The organism is Nocardioides panacihumi (genome assembly GCF_039530925.1).
GTDB classification, from domain to species: domain Bacteria; phylum Actinomycetota; class Actinomycetes; order Propionibacteriales; family Nocardioidaceae; genus Nocardioides; species Nocardioides panacihumi.
In genome coordinates, this window is the sequence record NZ_BAAAPB010000002.1 from 212,981 (window position 1) to 227,162 (window position 14,182).

13 protein-coding genes are annotated in these 14,182 nt (G+C 71.2%); 8 read left to right on the plus strand and 5 right to left on the minus strand.

Features of this window, described 5'->3' with window-relative positions:
- Positions 1–4: 4 nt before the first annotated feature.
- Positions 5–640 carry a trimeric intracellular cation channel family protein gene (locus tag ABD205_RS10175; protein WP_344044689.1) on the minus strand — a complete coding sequence of 212 codons (636 nt, stop codon included), beginning with the start codon at positions 638–640 and terminating at the stop codon, positions 5–7.
- A 117-nt stretch (positions 641–757) separates the two neighbouring features.
- Here ABD205_RS10175 and sepH point away from each other — a divergent pair, with 117 nt between their 5' ends.
- A complete protein-coding gene (sepH, locus tag ABD205_RS10180; RefSeq protein ID WP_344044690.1) occupies positions 758–1,786 on the plus strand; it encodes a septation protein SepH in 1,029 nt (342 codons plus the stop codon).
- Positions 1,787–1,830: 44 nt separating this feature from the next.
- Positions 1,831–2,493 carry a thymidine kinase gene (locus ABD205_RS10185; RefSeq protein WP_344044691.1) on the plus strand — a complete coding sequence of 221 codons (663 nt, stop codon included), beginning with the start codon at positions 1,831–1,833 and terminating at the stop codon, positions 2,491–2,493.
- A gap of 167 nt (positions 2,494–2,660) precedes the next feature.
- Here the strand turns inward: ABD205_RS10185 and ABD205_RS10190 are convergent, their stop codons facing one another.
- Genes ABD205_RS10190 through ABD205_RS10205 form a run of 4 tightly spaced genes read right to left on the minus strand, consistent with a single transcriptional unit; the run spans position 2,661 to position 7,740 of the window.
- Positions 2,661–3,809: an alkaline phosphatase family protein gene (locus tag ABD205_RS10190; RefSeq protein WP_344044692.1), complete on the minus strand. Its 1,149-nt coding sequence runs from the start codon at positions 3,807–3,809 to the stop codon at positions 2,661–2,663.
- Positions 3,806–4,387, minus strand: a complete 582-nt coding sequence (locus ABD205_RS10195; RefSeq protein WP_344044693.1) for a DUF5998 family protein — start codon at positions 4,385–4,387, stop codon at positions 3,806–3,808. Before ABD205_RS10195 ends, ABD205_RS10190 begins: the two co-directional genes overlap by 4 nt.
- A 29-nt stretch (positions 4,388–4,416) precedes the next feature.
- Positions 4,417–7,119: a bifunctional acetate--CoA ligase family protein/GNAT family N-acetyltransferase gene (locus ABD205_RS10200; protein ID WP_344044694.1), complete on the minus strand. Its 2,703-nt coding sequence runs from the start codon at positions 7,117–7,119 to the stop codon at positions 4,417–4,419.
- 45 nt (positions 7,120–7,164) lie between these two features.
- Positions 7,165–7,740, minus strand: a complete 576-nt coding sequence (locus ABD205_RS10205) for a dihydrofolate reductase family protein (protein WP_344044696.1) — start codon at positions 7,738–7,740, stop codon at positions 7,165–7,167.
- 132 nt (positions 7,741–7,872) lie between these two features.
- Here ABD205_RS10205 and ABD205_RS10210 point away from each other — a divergent pair, with 132 nt between their 5' ends.
- The 6 genes from ABD205_RS10210 to ABD205_RS10235 all read left to right on the plus strand — a co-directional run bounded on the left by ABD205_RS10210 (position 7,873) and on the right by ABD205_RS10235 (position 14,082).
- Positions 7,873–10,350 (plus strand): DNA gyrase/topoisomerase IV subunit A, encoded by a 2,478-nt coding sequence (locus ABD205_RS10210; RefSeq protein WP_344044698.1) that lies wholly within the window; start codon positions 7,873–7,875, stop codon positions 10,348–10,350.
- A gap of 5 nt (positions 10,351–10,355) precedes the next feature.
- Positions 10,356–11,048 (plus strand): LppX_LprAFG lipoprotein, encoded by a 693-nt coding sequence (locus ABD205_RS10215; protein WP_344044699.1) that lies wholly within the window; start codon positions 10,356–10,358, stop codon positions 11,046–11,048.
- Positions 11,045–12,823: an MFS transporter gene (locus ABD205_RS10220; protein ID WP_344044700.1), complete on the plus strand. Its 1,779-nt coding sequence runs from the start codon at positions 11,045–11,047 to the stop codon at positions 12,821–12,823. Before ABD205_RS10215 ends, ABD205_RS10220 begins: the two co-directional genes overlap by 4 nt.
- Before the next feature lie 11 nt (positions 12,824–12,834).
- Positions 12,835–13,329, plus strand: a complete 495-nt coding sequence (locus ABD205_RS10225) for a beta-class carbonic anhydrase (RefSeq protein WP_344044701.1) — start codon at positions 12,835–12,837, stop codon at positions 13,327–13,329.
- 93 nt (positions 13,330–13,422) lie between these two features.
- Positions 13,423–13,836, plus strand: a complete 414-nt coding sequence (locus ABD205_RS10230) for a DUF7144 family membrane protein (RefSeq protein ID WP_344044702.1) — start codon at positions 13,423–13,425, stop codon at positions 13,834–13,836.
- A 66-nt stretch (positions 13,837–13,902) separates the two neighbouring features.
- A complete protein-coding gene (locus tag ABD205_RS10235) occupies positions 13,903–14,082 on the plus strand; it encodes a hypothetical protein (protein ID WP_344044703.1) in 180 nt (59 codons plus the stop codon).
- The last annotated feature ends 100 nt before the right edge of the window (positions 14,083–14,182 follow it).

A 14,182-nucleotide genomic window follows, 5' to 3' on the forward strand; every position in this document is an offset into this window, starting at 1 on the left:
CGCCTCACACCGAGGCCGAGCCCCGAGGCATCGGCGCGTGCCAGTGGCGCCACATGGCGAGGATGCGCCACACGAAGCAGAGTGCTGCGCCGGCCGTCGCCACCAGGAGCGAGCCGAAGCCGACCTCGCGCCCGAAGGCCGCCACCGCGGCGCCCGCCGCGGTGGGGATGGCGTAGAGCTCGCCGCGCTGCAGGATCGCGGGGACACGGCCCGCGAGCAGGTCACGCAACATGCCGCCACCGACACCCGTGACCAGGCCCATCACGGTCGCGGGCAGGGGCCCGAGGCCGACGTCCATCGCCTTGAGCGCACCTGCGACGGCGAACAGCGCGAGGCCGGCCGCGTCGAAGACGTTGATGGCCTTCTCGATCCGGCCGAGCGCGGGGTGGAACCAGAACGTCAGGATGCCAGCGACGACCGGAACCAGGAGGTAGCGGGAGTCCTGCAGCGCCGCCGGAGGGGTCACACCGATCAGGACGTCGCGGATGAAGCCGCCGCCCAGGCCGGTCGTCAGCGCCAGCACCAGCACACCGAAGACGTCGAGCTCCTTGCGGACCGCGACGAGTGCGCCCGTGACGGCGAACACGAAGATGCCGACCAGATCGGTGACGACCAATGTCAAGGAGTGCTCCGGCGCCACGCGGACGACCGTATCGGGCGCGGCTTCGACAGTTGTGCGGCGCGCCGCGTGGCGCGCCAGGATGGGCGTGGTGGCTGTCGTAAGGTTGCGGCACCCGACGAGCAAGAGACGAAGAGGATGTCCGCCGAAGAGCTGCCCCACCTGACGAGACCGGTCCCCGACGCGGGCCCGGCGCAACCCGATCCGTCGGGTCGTCCTCGGCAGCTCACTCCTGTCACGGTCACCCGGGACGGGTCGAGGCTCATCCTCGTCGACCAGGAAGGCAACGAGTTCGCCATCGCCGTCGACGACAGTCTCCGCACGGCCCTTCCGAAACCCCCGGCGGCGGCCGACCAGTCGCGGCGATCGGAGAAGACGCCCATGAGCACACCAACCCTGCGCCCGCGCGACATCCAGGCACGCATCCGTTCGGGTGAGAGCCCCGAGTCGGTCGCCGATGCCGCCGGCACCACGGTCGAGAAGATCATGCCGTTCGCGGCTCCCGTCATCGCCGAGCGCGAGCACATCGCCGAGCGAGCCCTCAAGGCATCGGTCCGGAGGCGTCCGGCCGAGTCGACGAGCACCGCTGCCGGCGCCGCGCGCACGCTCGGAGACGCGGTCGCCACGCACCTGCGCAGTCTCGATGCCGACACCGACTCGGTCGAGTGGGACTCCTGGCGACGCAACGACGGTCGCTGGTCGCTGGTCGCCCTCTACGCGACGTCGGCACGTTCGGGCACCGCCGAGCTCACGTTCGACCCGCCGGGCAACTTCGTGTCGCTCGACAACGAGGACGCTCACTGGCTCGTCGGCGACGGCGTCACCGCACCTGCCAGCCCCGAGCCGGAGCCGCTCCGCGACGACCTGGCCGAGGCCCGGGTGCGGCGACTCGTGCCGGCACCCCCGGCCCCACCGGTCGGGTCGCCCGTCGAGGAGTCGTTCGACGACCTGCTGCCGATCGAGGAGCCTCTCGAGGCCTTCCTGCCGGAGTCGCCTGCCGCGCCGGCCGCGCCTGCCGCGCCGCATCAGGCCGAGGAGCCGGAGGCCGAGCCGGAGCGGAAGCCGGCCGCCGAGCCGCCCGCGCGACGTACGCCGGCGAAGAAGCGTGGCCGTGCCTCCGTGCCGTCGTGGGACGAGATCATGTTCGGCGGCAGCTCGTCCGACTGACGCCCCACACGATCGACCGACCCCTGCTGACAGAATGACCCCCCGTGGCTGAACTGCGCTTCTACACAGGTCCGATGGACTCCGGAAAGAGCACCCTCGCCCTGCAGACCAACCACAACCACGCTGCGCGCGGGCGCGCCGGTCGCATCTTCACCGCCCACGACCGGGCCGGCTCGGCGACCGTCTCCAGCCGCCTGGGGCTCACGCACGACGCCGTCGAGGTGGGCCCCACCTTCGACTTCTGGCGCTACACGGTCGACGCCCTCACCCATGGCGCGCGGATCGACTACTTCATCTGCGACGAGGCTCAGTTCTACTCCGCCGCGCAGATCGAGGAGCTCGCCAAGATCGTCGACGAGCTTCAGATCGACATCTTCTGCTTCGGAATCCTCACCGACTTCCGCACGCGGCTCTTCGAGGGGTCCGCCCGCCTGGTCGAGCTCGCCGACTCGACCCAGGTGCTCCAGGTCGAGGCACTGTGCTGGTGCGGCAAGCGCGCGACCCACAACGCCCGTGTCGAGGACGGCATCATGGTGACCGAGGGCGAGGTCATCGTGGTGGGCGACACCGACGACCAGACGCCGGCCGCACTCCGGCCGGGTGTCGTCACCTACGAGGTGCTGTGTCGCCAGCACCACCGCCGCCAGCTCACCGCGGCCCGGGCCAAGGCCGTCTCGCTGTCCGCCGAGCCGTTGCCCTTCGCCTGAGGAGCCGCCGCCGTACGCGGTGGGCCGGCGGCCCGTGGGCGACTGCCCCCAACTATCACCGTGACAGTTGCGTCCGTCGGTGACAGTTACCAACTGTCACCGACCGCGCCAACCATCACGGTGATAGTTACGTCGAGGCCGGTGACCGGTGACCGGTGGCCCGGAGGTCAGTCGACCAGCAGCGGGATCAGCATCTCGTCGGGCGTGAGCGAACCGTGCAGGCCGACGAGCGTCGCCTCGTAGGGGAAGTTCGCCGTCGAGATCACGGCGAAGTCGCCGTGCGACGCGACGATCACGTCACCCAGCCGCGGCAGCACGGCCGGCGAGACCGGGCCGAACCAGCCGCGCCCGATCGCCTCCTCGCGGGTGAGCACCGTCGCGCGCTCCCCCAGCACCTCGCGCCAGGTGGCGGCGACGCCGTCCACCGCGCCACGGTGGCAGTAGAGGTGACGGAAGCGGGCCTCCCCGCCCAGCAGGGCCAGGCCGTCACGGAGCGACGACGTCTCCGGGTGCTCGTCGATGTCGATGCGCGACTCGGTCGGCGAGTCGATCATGCCGTGGTCGGCCAGCACGAGCAGCCGGACGGAGCGCGGCAGAGCCTCGCGCAGCTGCTCGGCCTCCGCGTCGATCATCGACAGCTGCTGCAACCACTGGCTCGACGAGATGCCGTAGCGGTGCCCGGTCCAGTCCAGGTCGCCGTCGTACAGGTAGGTCAGCGAGCGGGGCTCGGCCGACGCGGCCACCGCGGCCGCGATCCGCTCGCCGACGCGATCGGCGCCGACGTACTCGGCGCCGCGCTGGGCCGCCTCGGTGAGCCCCGTGCCCTGGAACTCCCGCTTGTTCACGACCGTGACGGTCGTCCCGAGGCTGCGCAGCGTCTGGAACGCCGTCTTGTTCGGTTGCCACTCGTGCGGGTCGACGTCCTTGCTCCACTGCAGCGCGTTGAGCAGGCGATCGGTGCCCGGGACGCGGCTGGTGAAGCCGACGATGCCGTGCCCGCCCGGCGCCAGCGCGGTGCCGAGCGAGGTCAGGCTCGTCGCCGTGGTCGACGGGACCCCGGCGGTGCCGGGCGGCCGGGCACCGAGCAGCGACGAGAGGTACGGCGCGGCGTGGGCGTACCGCTCGAGCAGCCGAGCGCCCAGGCCGTCCACGAGGAAGACGACGTAGGACGCTGCCTCGGGCAGCACGAGGCCTGTGCTGGCGGGGCTCGTCCCGACGGCGGTCGCGACGGCGGGCACGACGTCGCCGAGCGACCGGACGCCGTACGCCGGCGCGACGAACCCTGTCCCAGGGGCCGCGGCGGGACTGCCGCTCACGCGGCGTGCGTTCGTGCCGACAGCGCCTCGACGAAGGCGAGCAGGCTCGTCACCGCGTCCGCGCCGTCCGCCGCCGCGGAAACCCGCAAGGAGAAGTCGTCGGCGGAGAGCACGCCGCTGTAGCCGTGGTCGGCATCGCACTGCGGGTCGGAGCAACCTGCGGGCTCGAGGTCGACACGCGAGACGCTGCCCCAGCCGATCGTCATGACGACCTCGGCGGGCGACCCCGGGCCGCTGCTCGGGTTGGCCACCATGCGGGTCACCACGACAGACCGCACGGCGCTGAGCCGGACCGCCTCGGTCGAGGTGGACGTGTACGGCTCGGGCAGGAGGTCGTCGCCGGGATGCTCGTCGGTGTGGGCGAGGATCAACCGCGACGGCGTCAGCACCACGACCGAGAGGTGGCGCCGGACCTCGTCGTGGTCGAAGGTCGGCTCGTGGTGCACGAAGAACGAGACCACCTGCTCACCGGCCACGGCCGCGCGGACACCGTCGGCGACGACCTCCGGGTAGTAGCCGGTGCGGTCGATCGCCTTCCGCAGCTCGAGGGCGCGGTCGTCGGTGCGGGTGGTGCTCATGGTGGCCAGTCTGTCACGCGCGCGGCGCCCTAGTTGGGGATGGTGTCTCCGGGCAGAGTCGCCATCCGCCGGACGAACCAGTCCGAGCGAGGGTCGATCACCGGTTCGACCCGACCGCTCGCTGTCAGCACGTGCGCGCCGTTCGGACCGGCCAGCACCAGGTCAAGGGTGAGCGCGCTGATCTGGGGCAGGTCGTTCTGCAGCCTCGCGACCCGCCGGATGAGGCGCTCGACCTCCTCGACGTCGACGACCTCCGCTCCGCGGTAGCCGAACAGCATCGGAGCGGCCTTCACCTCCCGCACCATGGCGGCCGCGTCGCGGTAGCTGAGCGGCGGGATGCGGTAGCTGCGGTCACCCAGCAGCTCGCTCATCGGGCCACCGAGCCCGAACGAGACCACCGGGCCGAAGAGCGGGTCCTCGATGCTGCGGATCATCAGCGGTACGCCGGGTCCGGCGACCTTCTGCACCACGAAGCCGGCGGCGTCCACGTCACCGACGAACGCGGTGAGCGAGCGCCAGGCCTCCTCCATCTCGTGGTCGTCGTTGATGTTGCGCCACACGTGGGCCATGTCGGGCCGCTCGCGCACGTGATCGGCCGTCGCCTTGAGCACGACGTCCCAGCCGAGGAGACGGCCCGCGCCCTGGGCCTCCCCGAGGGTCGTCACCGGCAGCGTCGGCCACAGGGTGACGCCGTAGCTCGCGAGCAGCTCGGCGAGCTCGTCGCGCTCGAGGTCGCCGCCGGCCGGCCTCTGGGACAGCACCGTGCTGACCAGACGCTTCGCCCGGTCGCGGTCGACGTCGGCCTCGGCGTCGGACGCCGGCCCGTCCGGCGTACGCAGCCAGACGGCGTACTCGACGACGCGGGCCAGGGCACGCACCGCGCTCTCCACCGAGGAGTACGACGGCACGGAGCCGCGGCCGGCCGTCGAGCCGGCGACGTCCGGCACCCGGAGCAGCTCCGGGACGCCCTCCGCCCCGAGGAAGGACGAGACGAGCGGCTTGTCCGACTGCTCCCCGACGGCGGCGAGCACGTTCGCGATGTCCTCGCCCGACACGCTGAGCGGTGGGATGTAGACGGCCACGACCGCGTCGACCTCGGGATCGTCGATCGCGGCGTCGAGCGCGTCCTCGAAGTCCTCGGCGGTCGGCTCGGCCGGCAGCGGGATCTGCCGGTTGACGACGAGGCCCGCGCCGGCGGCGGCGTCGGCGGCGAGCAGGCCGAGCGCGTCGGAGTTGCCGACGATCGCGACCCGGCGTCCCCGCGGCAACGGCTGGTGGGCTAGCAGCTGGGCGACGTCGAACATGTCCTCGAGCGTGTCCACCTGGATGACGCCCGCCTGGCGGAACATGGCATCGACCGCCTGCGGCGGCGCGGCGATCTTGCGGACCGCGTGACCCATCGGGACGCCCTGCGTCGTCCGGCCCGAGCGGACCGCGACGATCGGCTTGCGCAGCGAGACCCGACGGGCGATGCGGGAGAACTTGCGCGGGTTTCCGAGCGACTCGAGGTACATCATCACGACCTCGGTCGAGTCGTCCTCCTCCCAGTACTGCAGCAGGTCGTTGCCGGAGACGTCCGCGCGGTTGCCTGCGGAGACGAACGTGGACAGACCCAGACCCCGGTTCTGCACCTTCTCGAGGATCGCGCTGCCGAGTGCGCCGGACTGGCAGAAGAAGCCCGCGCGGCCACGCGGCGGCATCACCTGCGACAGGGAGGCGTTGATACGGACCGACGGATCGGTGTTGATGATGCCGAGCGCGTTCGGCCCGATCAGGCGCAGCCCGTAGGAGCGCGACAGCCCGACGAGGCGGCGCTGCCGGTGGCGGCCCTCCTCACCCGTCTCGGCGAAGCCGCTGGAGATGACGACGAGCCCGTGCACGCCCTTGGCCGCGCAGTCCAGCACGACGTCCTGGACCGCCTCGGCGGGCACGGCGACGATCGCGACGTCGACGTCACCCTCGATGTCCTGCACGGACTTGTAGGCCGGCATGCCGGACACCGCGGGGGTGTTCGGGTTGACGACGTACACGCGCCCGGAGAAGTCGGCGTTGACCATGTTGCGCACCAGCACCTGGCCGACCGTCTCCTGTCGGCGCGAGGCGCCGATGATCGCGACCGACCTGGGATTGAGGAAGCGACTGATCGAGGCCGACTCGGCCTCGTGCTCCCGGTTGAGCATGACGCCGATCGCCGTGGGCGTCGGCTCGATCGGGAACTCGAGGTGGATGACACCCTCCTCGTAGCCGCTCGCCACGTGGTAGCCGGCGTCACGGAAGACCTGGATCATCCGGGCGTTGTCGGGCAGCACCTCCGCGACGAACTTCTCGATCCCACGCTCGCGGCCGGCCTGGGCGAGGTGCTCGAGGAGGACCTGACCGATGCCACGACCCTGGTGGTCGTCGCTGACGAGGAAGGCGACCTCGGCCTCCCCCGGTGCGACCACGTCGTAGCGGCCGATGGCGATCATCCGGTCGCGCAGCATGAGCACGAACGCGACCCTCGAGACGTAGTCGACGTGGGTGAAGCGCGTGACGTCACGCTGCGAGAGGTGGGGCATCGGCGAGAAGAACCGGTAGTACTTCGAGGTGTCGGAGACCCGGTTGTCGTAGAAGTCGACGAGCAGGTCCTCGTCCTCGGCGGTGACCGGCCGGATGTGCGCCGTCCGCCCGTCGCGCAGCAGGACGTCGGCCTCCCAGTGGGAGGGGTAGGCGGGGGCGTCGGCCTGGGTCACGACAGAAATCTATCGGGCGCCCAGCCGCTGCCGGCCCCACGGGCGTCAACGAGTGACGGGATAGCGCACGTGCAGCACGCGGTGCCCCCGTACGACGACCTCCGGGTCCCCCAGCATGAGCTGGCCGTCGATGTCGCCGAAGTAGCGCTTGCCGCGCCCGAAGACGACCGGCACGACGTCCATCGCGACCTCGTCGACGAGGCCTGCGGCGAGGGCCTGGCCACCCATCTGGCCGGCGGTCACCGCCACCACCCGGTCGCCGGCCCGCCGCTTGGCCTCGGCCACGGCGTCGGTGACGTCGTCGAAGAAGGGCACGTCGGCCTCCGGGTGCCACCCGTCGGGCTTGGGCCGGTGCGAGACGACGACCAGGTGGTCGCCGGTCGGCGGCTTGGCGTCCCAGCCGTTGGTCTGGTCGAAGAGCCGACGCCCCATGATGGTCGCGCCGATGGAGTCCCACAGCGGACGCGTGTAGTCGTAGGAGGCCGCCGACAGGGCCATGCCCATGTGCTCCAGCGGCCGGTCCCCGTTGAAGTACCAGTCGAAGAGTGGACCGACGTCGTCGTTGTCGTCGGCGATGAACCCGTCCACCGACACGACCGCGTGCATGATCACCTTGCCCATGGCGCACCTTCCTCAACCACTTAGTTGAGCAAGACTCAACGCCACCCGCCACACGTTGTCAACCCCCCGGTTGAGCAGTCCGTGCGGCGTGGCGGTCGCCGCAGTCTCACCGCCGCCGGGGAGAATGCCCCCATGGCACGACGCAACACCCCCGAGCTCCCGGCTGACGACTTCGAGGAGCACATCCTCGACACCGACATCAAGCAGGAGATGGAGTCGTCCTTCCTCGAGTACGCCTACTCCGTCATCTACTCCCGGGCGCTCCCCGACGCACGCGACGGTCTCAAGCCCGTGCAGCGCCGGATCCTCTACACGATGAGCGACATGCGGCTCTTCCCCGACCGCGGCCACGTCAAGAGCGCACGCGTCGTCGGCGAGGTCATGGGTCGCCTGCACCCCCACGGCGACGGCGCGATCTACGACGCTCTCGTGCGCATGGCCCAGCCCTGGTCGCTGCGGCTCCCCTTCATCGACGGGCACGGCAACTTCGGATCGATCGACGACGGACCTGCGGCGATGCGGTACACCGAGTGCCGGATGGCGCCCGCGGCCGTCGCCATGACCGCGAACATCGACGAGAACACCGTCGACTTCCGACCCAACTACGACTCCCGCGAGCTCGAGCCCTCCGTGCTGCCGGCCGCGATCCCCAACCTGGTCGTCAACGGCACCACCGGCATCGCGGTCGGCATGGCGACCAACATGGCGCCGCACAACCTCGTCGAGGTGGTCGCCGCGCTCCGCGAGATGATCAGGAACCCCGCCATGGGCGTGGAGGACCTGATGCGGTTCGTGCCCGGGCCGGACCTCCCGACCGGAGGCACGATCGTCGGGCTCGACGGCATCAAGGACGCCTACACGAACGGCCGCGGCAGCTTCAAGATCCGTGCCACCGCCCGTGTCGAGCCGGTCGGTCGCCGCAAGGGCATCGTCGTCACCGAGCTCCCCTACGGGGTGGGCATCGAGAAGGTCGTCGAGCGGATCAAGACGCTGGTGCAGACGAAGAAGCTGCAGGGCATCGCCGACGTCGTCGACCTCACCGACAAGAACAACGGCACCCGCCTCGTCATCGAGGTCAAGAACGGCTTCGTGCCCGAGGTGCTGCTCGAGCAGCTCTACAAGCAGACGCCGATGGAGGACTCCTTCGGCATCAACAACGTCGCGCTCGTCGACGGCCAGCCGCGCACCCTCGGCCTCAAGGAGCTCCTCGAGGTCTTCCTCAAGCACCGCTACGACGTCGTACGCCGCCGAAGCCAGTTCCGTCGCGACAAGGCCGCCGCCAGGCTCCACCTGGTCGAGGGCCTCCTCATCGCGATCCTCGACATCGACGAGGTCATCCAGCTGATCCGGTCGAGCGACAACGGCGCCGAGGCGAAGCAGCGCCTGATCTCGGTCTTCGATCTGAGCGACGCCCAGGCGGAGTACATCCTCGAGATGCAGCTGCGCCGCCTGACCAGGTTCTCCAAGATCGAGCTGGAGAAGGAGAAGGACGAGCTCCAGCGCACGATCGAGGCGCTCGACGCGATCCTCGGTGACGAGTCGCTGCTGCAGAAGGTCGTCTCCGACGAGCTCGCCGACGTCGCCAAGACCTACGGCACGCCGCGCCGCACGGTGCTCCTGGCCAGCGCCGGCAGCGCCGCCGTCGAGGCGCAGAAGATGTCGGTCGAGGTCGCCGACGACCCGTGCTTCGCGCTGCTGTCCTCGACCGGGCTGCTGGCGCGCACGTCCGATGCCGAGCCGATCACCACCGGCGAGGGTCGCGCCAACCACGACGTCGTCACGTCCGTCGTGCGGACGACCGTCCGTGGCGAGATCGGCGCCGTCACCTCGCGCGGCCGCGTGCTGCGCCTCGGCGTCCTGGACCTGCCGGCGCTGCCCCCGACGCACGTCGATCCCAACCTGCAGGGCGGCGTACCGCTCTCGGCACTGCTCACCGTCGAGCCCGGTGAGCGCGTCCTGGCACTCACCACGCTCGCCGTCGACGGCCCCGGCCTTGCGCTCGGCACGAGGCTCGGCGTCGTCAAGCGGGTCAACCCGGAGGTGCCGAACCGGGACGAGTGGGACGTCATCAACCTCGCCGACGGCGACGAGGTCGTCGGTGCCGTCCAGCTCGCCACCGGAAACGAGACGCTCTGCTTCATCAGCTCTGACGCGCAGCTGCTGCACTTCGGGGCCGAGACGGTACGTCCGCAGGGGCGCAACGCGGGCGGTATGGCGGGCATCCGCGTCGCGCACGGCTCGCGGGTCGCGTTCTTCGGGGCCCTCCCGTCGGGCGTGGACGCGGTGGTGGTCACCGCCTCCGGCTCCTCGACCGCTCTGCCCGGCACCGAGCCGGGTTCGGTGAAGGTCACCCCGTTCGGCGAGTTCCCGGGCAAGGGGCGCGCGACCGGTGGCGTCCGGTGCCACCGTTACCTCAAGGGTGAGGACACCCTCGTCTTCGCCTGGGCGGGCCCGGCTCCGGCACGTGCCGCGGCTGCGAGCGGGACGCCCATCGAGCTCCCCCGCGCCGACGGGCGCCGTGACGGCTCCGGCATCCCGGCGCCGCAGCCGATCGACGCCTGCTCCGGCCCCGCCGGACTGCTCGTCGGCACAGACGCTGTGGGAGGGTGAGCGCCATGCGGCGTACTGTCCTGGCTGCGGCGGCGGCCGCCCTTCTGCTGACCGGGTGCACCGGCAACAACGACTCGAAGAAGAAGGCCGAGGAGACGCCGGAGCAGGTGCTGGCAGCGGCGAAGAAGACCCTCGACGAGACCAGTGGGGTCCACTTCACGCTCGACTCGAAGAACGTCGACGCGGCGACCAACGGCCTGCTGTCCGCTGAGGGTGTGCTGACCCACGCACCGGCCTTCGACGGGAAGATCGTCGTGCAGCTCGCGGGCCTGAAGCCCGAGGTCCCGGTCGTCGCGGTCGATGGCAAGGTCTACGCCCAGCTGCCGCTGACGACGGGCTGGCAGCCCATCGACCCGGGCGACTACGGTGCGCCGGACCCGGCCGGTCTCATGTCGCCCGACACCGGGCTCTCCTCGATGCTGACCGCCACGACCGACGTGAAGAAGGGCGACTCCGTCCGAGGCGGCGTGGGCAACAAGGAGGTCCTCACCTCCTACGAAGGCACGCTCCCTGCGTCCTCTGCCAAGGTGATCCTGCCGAGCGTGTCGGGCGACGTCGACGCCACGTACACCGTCACGGCCGACGACGAGCTGCGCCAGGCGGTCCTCACCGGCGACTTCTACGGCAACGGGAAGACCGAGACCTACACCGTGACGGTGGACGCCTACGGCACCGAGAAGGACATCAAGGCCCCGTGACGCAGGTCCGGGCCGGGCGTGGCCTGCTGGCGCTCGCAGCCGTCGCCGTCGCGTTCGCCGCCGCGGACACGTACGTCGTCGTGCTCGCGCTGCCGGACATCATGCACGGCGTCGGGCTGTCCGTCGAGCAGCTGCAGAAGGGCGCCCCGATCGTCTCCGGCTTCCTGCTCGGGTACGTCGCCATGCTCCCGCTGATCGGACGGATCGCCGACCTGCGTGGCCGTCCGCCGGTGCTCGTCGCCGGGTTGGTGGTCTTCGCCTTCGGCTCACTCGTCACAGCGCTCGCCTACGACCTGCCGATGATGGTCACCGGGCGGTTCCTCCAGGGCGTCGGCGGCGGCGCGCTCGTCCCTGCGACGCTCGCTCTGGTCGCCGACCTCTACCCCGTCGAGCGCCGCGGCGTCCCCCTCGGAGTCGTCTCGGCCGTCCAGGAGCTGGGCTCCGTCATCGGCCCATTGTTCGGCGCCGTGATCCTCGCCGTCGCCGACTGGCGGGCCATCTTCGCCGTCAACCTGCTGGCGGGCGTCGTCCTCGCGACGGCGATCGCCCGGGTCTCCGGCGGTCGGGCCGACTCGGGGGACGGTCGGCGGCGGAGCGACCGACCGGCCGGCGCGTCGAGACCCGACCTCCTGGGCGCTGCGCTCCTCGCCCTGATGCTGACGGCCGGCATCGTCCTCCGAGTCCGGCCGGCCGCACTCGTGAGCGACCTCACGTGGGGACAGCTCTGGATCCCGACGGTCGGGACGTCGGACTGGATGACGCCGCTCGGCCTGACCACGATCGCGGCCGGGCTGCTGCTCGTCGTCCGCTGCCTGACCGCGCGGCGGCCGCTCGTGGACCTGCGCGGGTGGGGAGCCAGCGCGCGCGAGGCGGACCTGACCGGCGCCGTACTCCTCGCGATCGCGCTCGGGGGCGTCGTCCTCGCCTTCGCGACCGCCGACCCGAAGGTGCAGGTCATGTCCGCGCAGGGCGGCTGGTACCTCGTCGCGGCCGCGCTCGCGACCGTCGCGCTCGTCGTGCACCTGCGCCACGCCGAGGCGCCGCTGATCCCCCGGGGCGCGCTCGCCGCGCGACCCGCCTGGGGGTCGGTCCTGGTGTCCTTCTTCGTCGGTGCCGCCCTCGTCGCGGCGCTCATCGACGTGCCGCTCTTCGCCCGGTCGACCGTCTACCCCGACAGCCAGCTGCTCGCGGCGCTCGTCCTGGTCCGGTTCCTCGTCGCGCTGCCGGTGGGCGCGGTCGTCGGCGGCGTGCTCCTGCGCCGGCTCCCGGCGGCCGCTATCGCCGCGGCCGGCATGGCGTTCGCCGCAGCCGGCTTCTGGTGGATGTCCTCCTGGGGTCCCGACAGCCTGTCGTCCTGGACCGCGACGCTGCCGTTGGTGATCGGCGGCTTCGGGTTCGGCCTCGCGCTGGCACCCGTGAACGCGGCGGTGCTCGCCACGACCGATGCCGGCGTCCACGGCCTGGCCGGCGCGCTCGTCGTCGTCGCCCGGATGGTCGGCATGCTGGTCGGTGTCGCGGGGCTCACGACGCTCGGTCTGCGCCGCTACTACGCCGAGCAGGCCGATCTCCCCCCGGTCAAGGAGGTCTGCGGCGGCGCCAGCCGCTGCGCGGCCTTCAGCGACCTGATCCGTGCTGCCGGGGTCGCGCAGGAGCACACCGTCTTCGCCGGCGCGGCCGTCGCCGCCCTCGTCGCCGGGGCGCTCGCCCTCGTGCTGCTGCGGGGCGCGACGACTCGAGGGGTGGGCACGGCGTCGGCGCTTCGCGCGCTCGGCTAGATTCTGCGGTCATGGGCGACTTCGACGACCTCCTGTCCGCGAACGCTGACTATGCCGCCGACTTCAAGCTCCAGGGCTTCGACGGTGTGGCACGAGCCGGCGTCGCGATCGTGACCTGCATGGACAGCCGCATCGACCCGCTCCGCATGCTCGGTCTGGAGCCCGGCGACGCGAAGATCTTCCGCAACCCGGGCGGCCGGATCACGCCGCAGGCGCTGGAGGCGATCGTGCTCGGCGTACACCTGCTGAACGTCGACCGGATCCTCATCGTCCCCCACACGCGGTGCGCGGTGGCGACCAGCACTGAGGACGAGCTGCGCCGCAGGGTGTCGGAGTCGGCGGGCGTCGACGCGTCCTGGCAGCCCTTCCACGTGGTCGACGACCAGGTCCGGGCCCTCGCGGAGGACGTCGCCAAGGTGACGTCGCACCCGCTTGTCCCCGCCACGGTCAGGGTCGGCGGCTTCGTCTACGACGTCGACACCGGTCGTATCGACCAGAAGGTCTGATCCCCCTCACCCGTTCCCCCGATGCGGGTGATCCCTCCGGCCGCATCGGCCCCTAGCGTCCGATCTGTCAGGCGTCGACAGTCGGAGGTCGGGATGAGCACAACTGCTGGACGGCGTGATGGAGAGAGCCGCGAGATGCTCGTCGCTGGTGCGGCGCTCTTCGCGGCGTCGATGCTCGGCATCGTCGGCTTCCTCCAGTTGATGGAGGGCATCGCCGCGGTGGCGAAGGACGACATCTACGTCACCGGGATCGCCTACGTCTACCAGTTCGATGTGACGACGTGGGGTTGGATCCACATCGTCGTCGGGGCGGTCGCCATCGGCTCCGCGGTCGGGATCTTCATGGATCAGGCCTGGGCGCGGGTCGTGGGCATCGTGCTGGCGGTGATCGGCGCGGTGGTGAACTTCGCCTTCGTGCCCTACTACCCCGTGTGGTCGCTGGTCGTGATCGGCATGTACGGGCTCGTCATCTGGGCGCTGTGCGCCCAGTACGGCCGCCGCGCATAGTCGGTGCCTGACGTCATGTGAATCATCCCGCCCGCGATGCGGGCGCCGGTTCGTCGGGGAGGGACCATGGCGGAGATCTATCACTGGCGCAGGCACGCCCACGGCGGGGGCGTCCCGCATCATCAGACGCTGCGGGCCCTGGCGGGTGGGGTCATGGCGATCGTCGCCCTCGTCGCCCTCGTCGCCGGGCTCGTGGGCGCCGCGATGTACGCGGTCGTGCGGCTGCTGACCGGGATGTTCAGCTAGCCGACGCAGCGGGGCGCGGCCGGATCAGCCGCGCCCGGACCTGCCCTCAGGGGTGACTCAGGGGCATATCCCATAGCCACCGCGGCCCGGATCGGTCCAG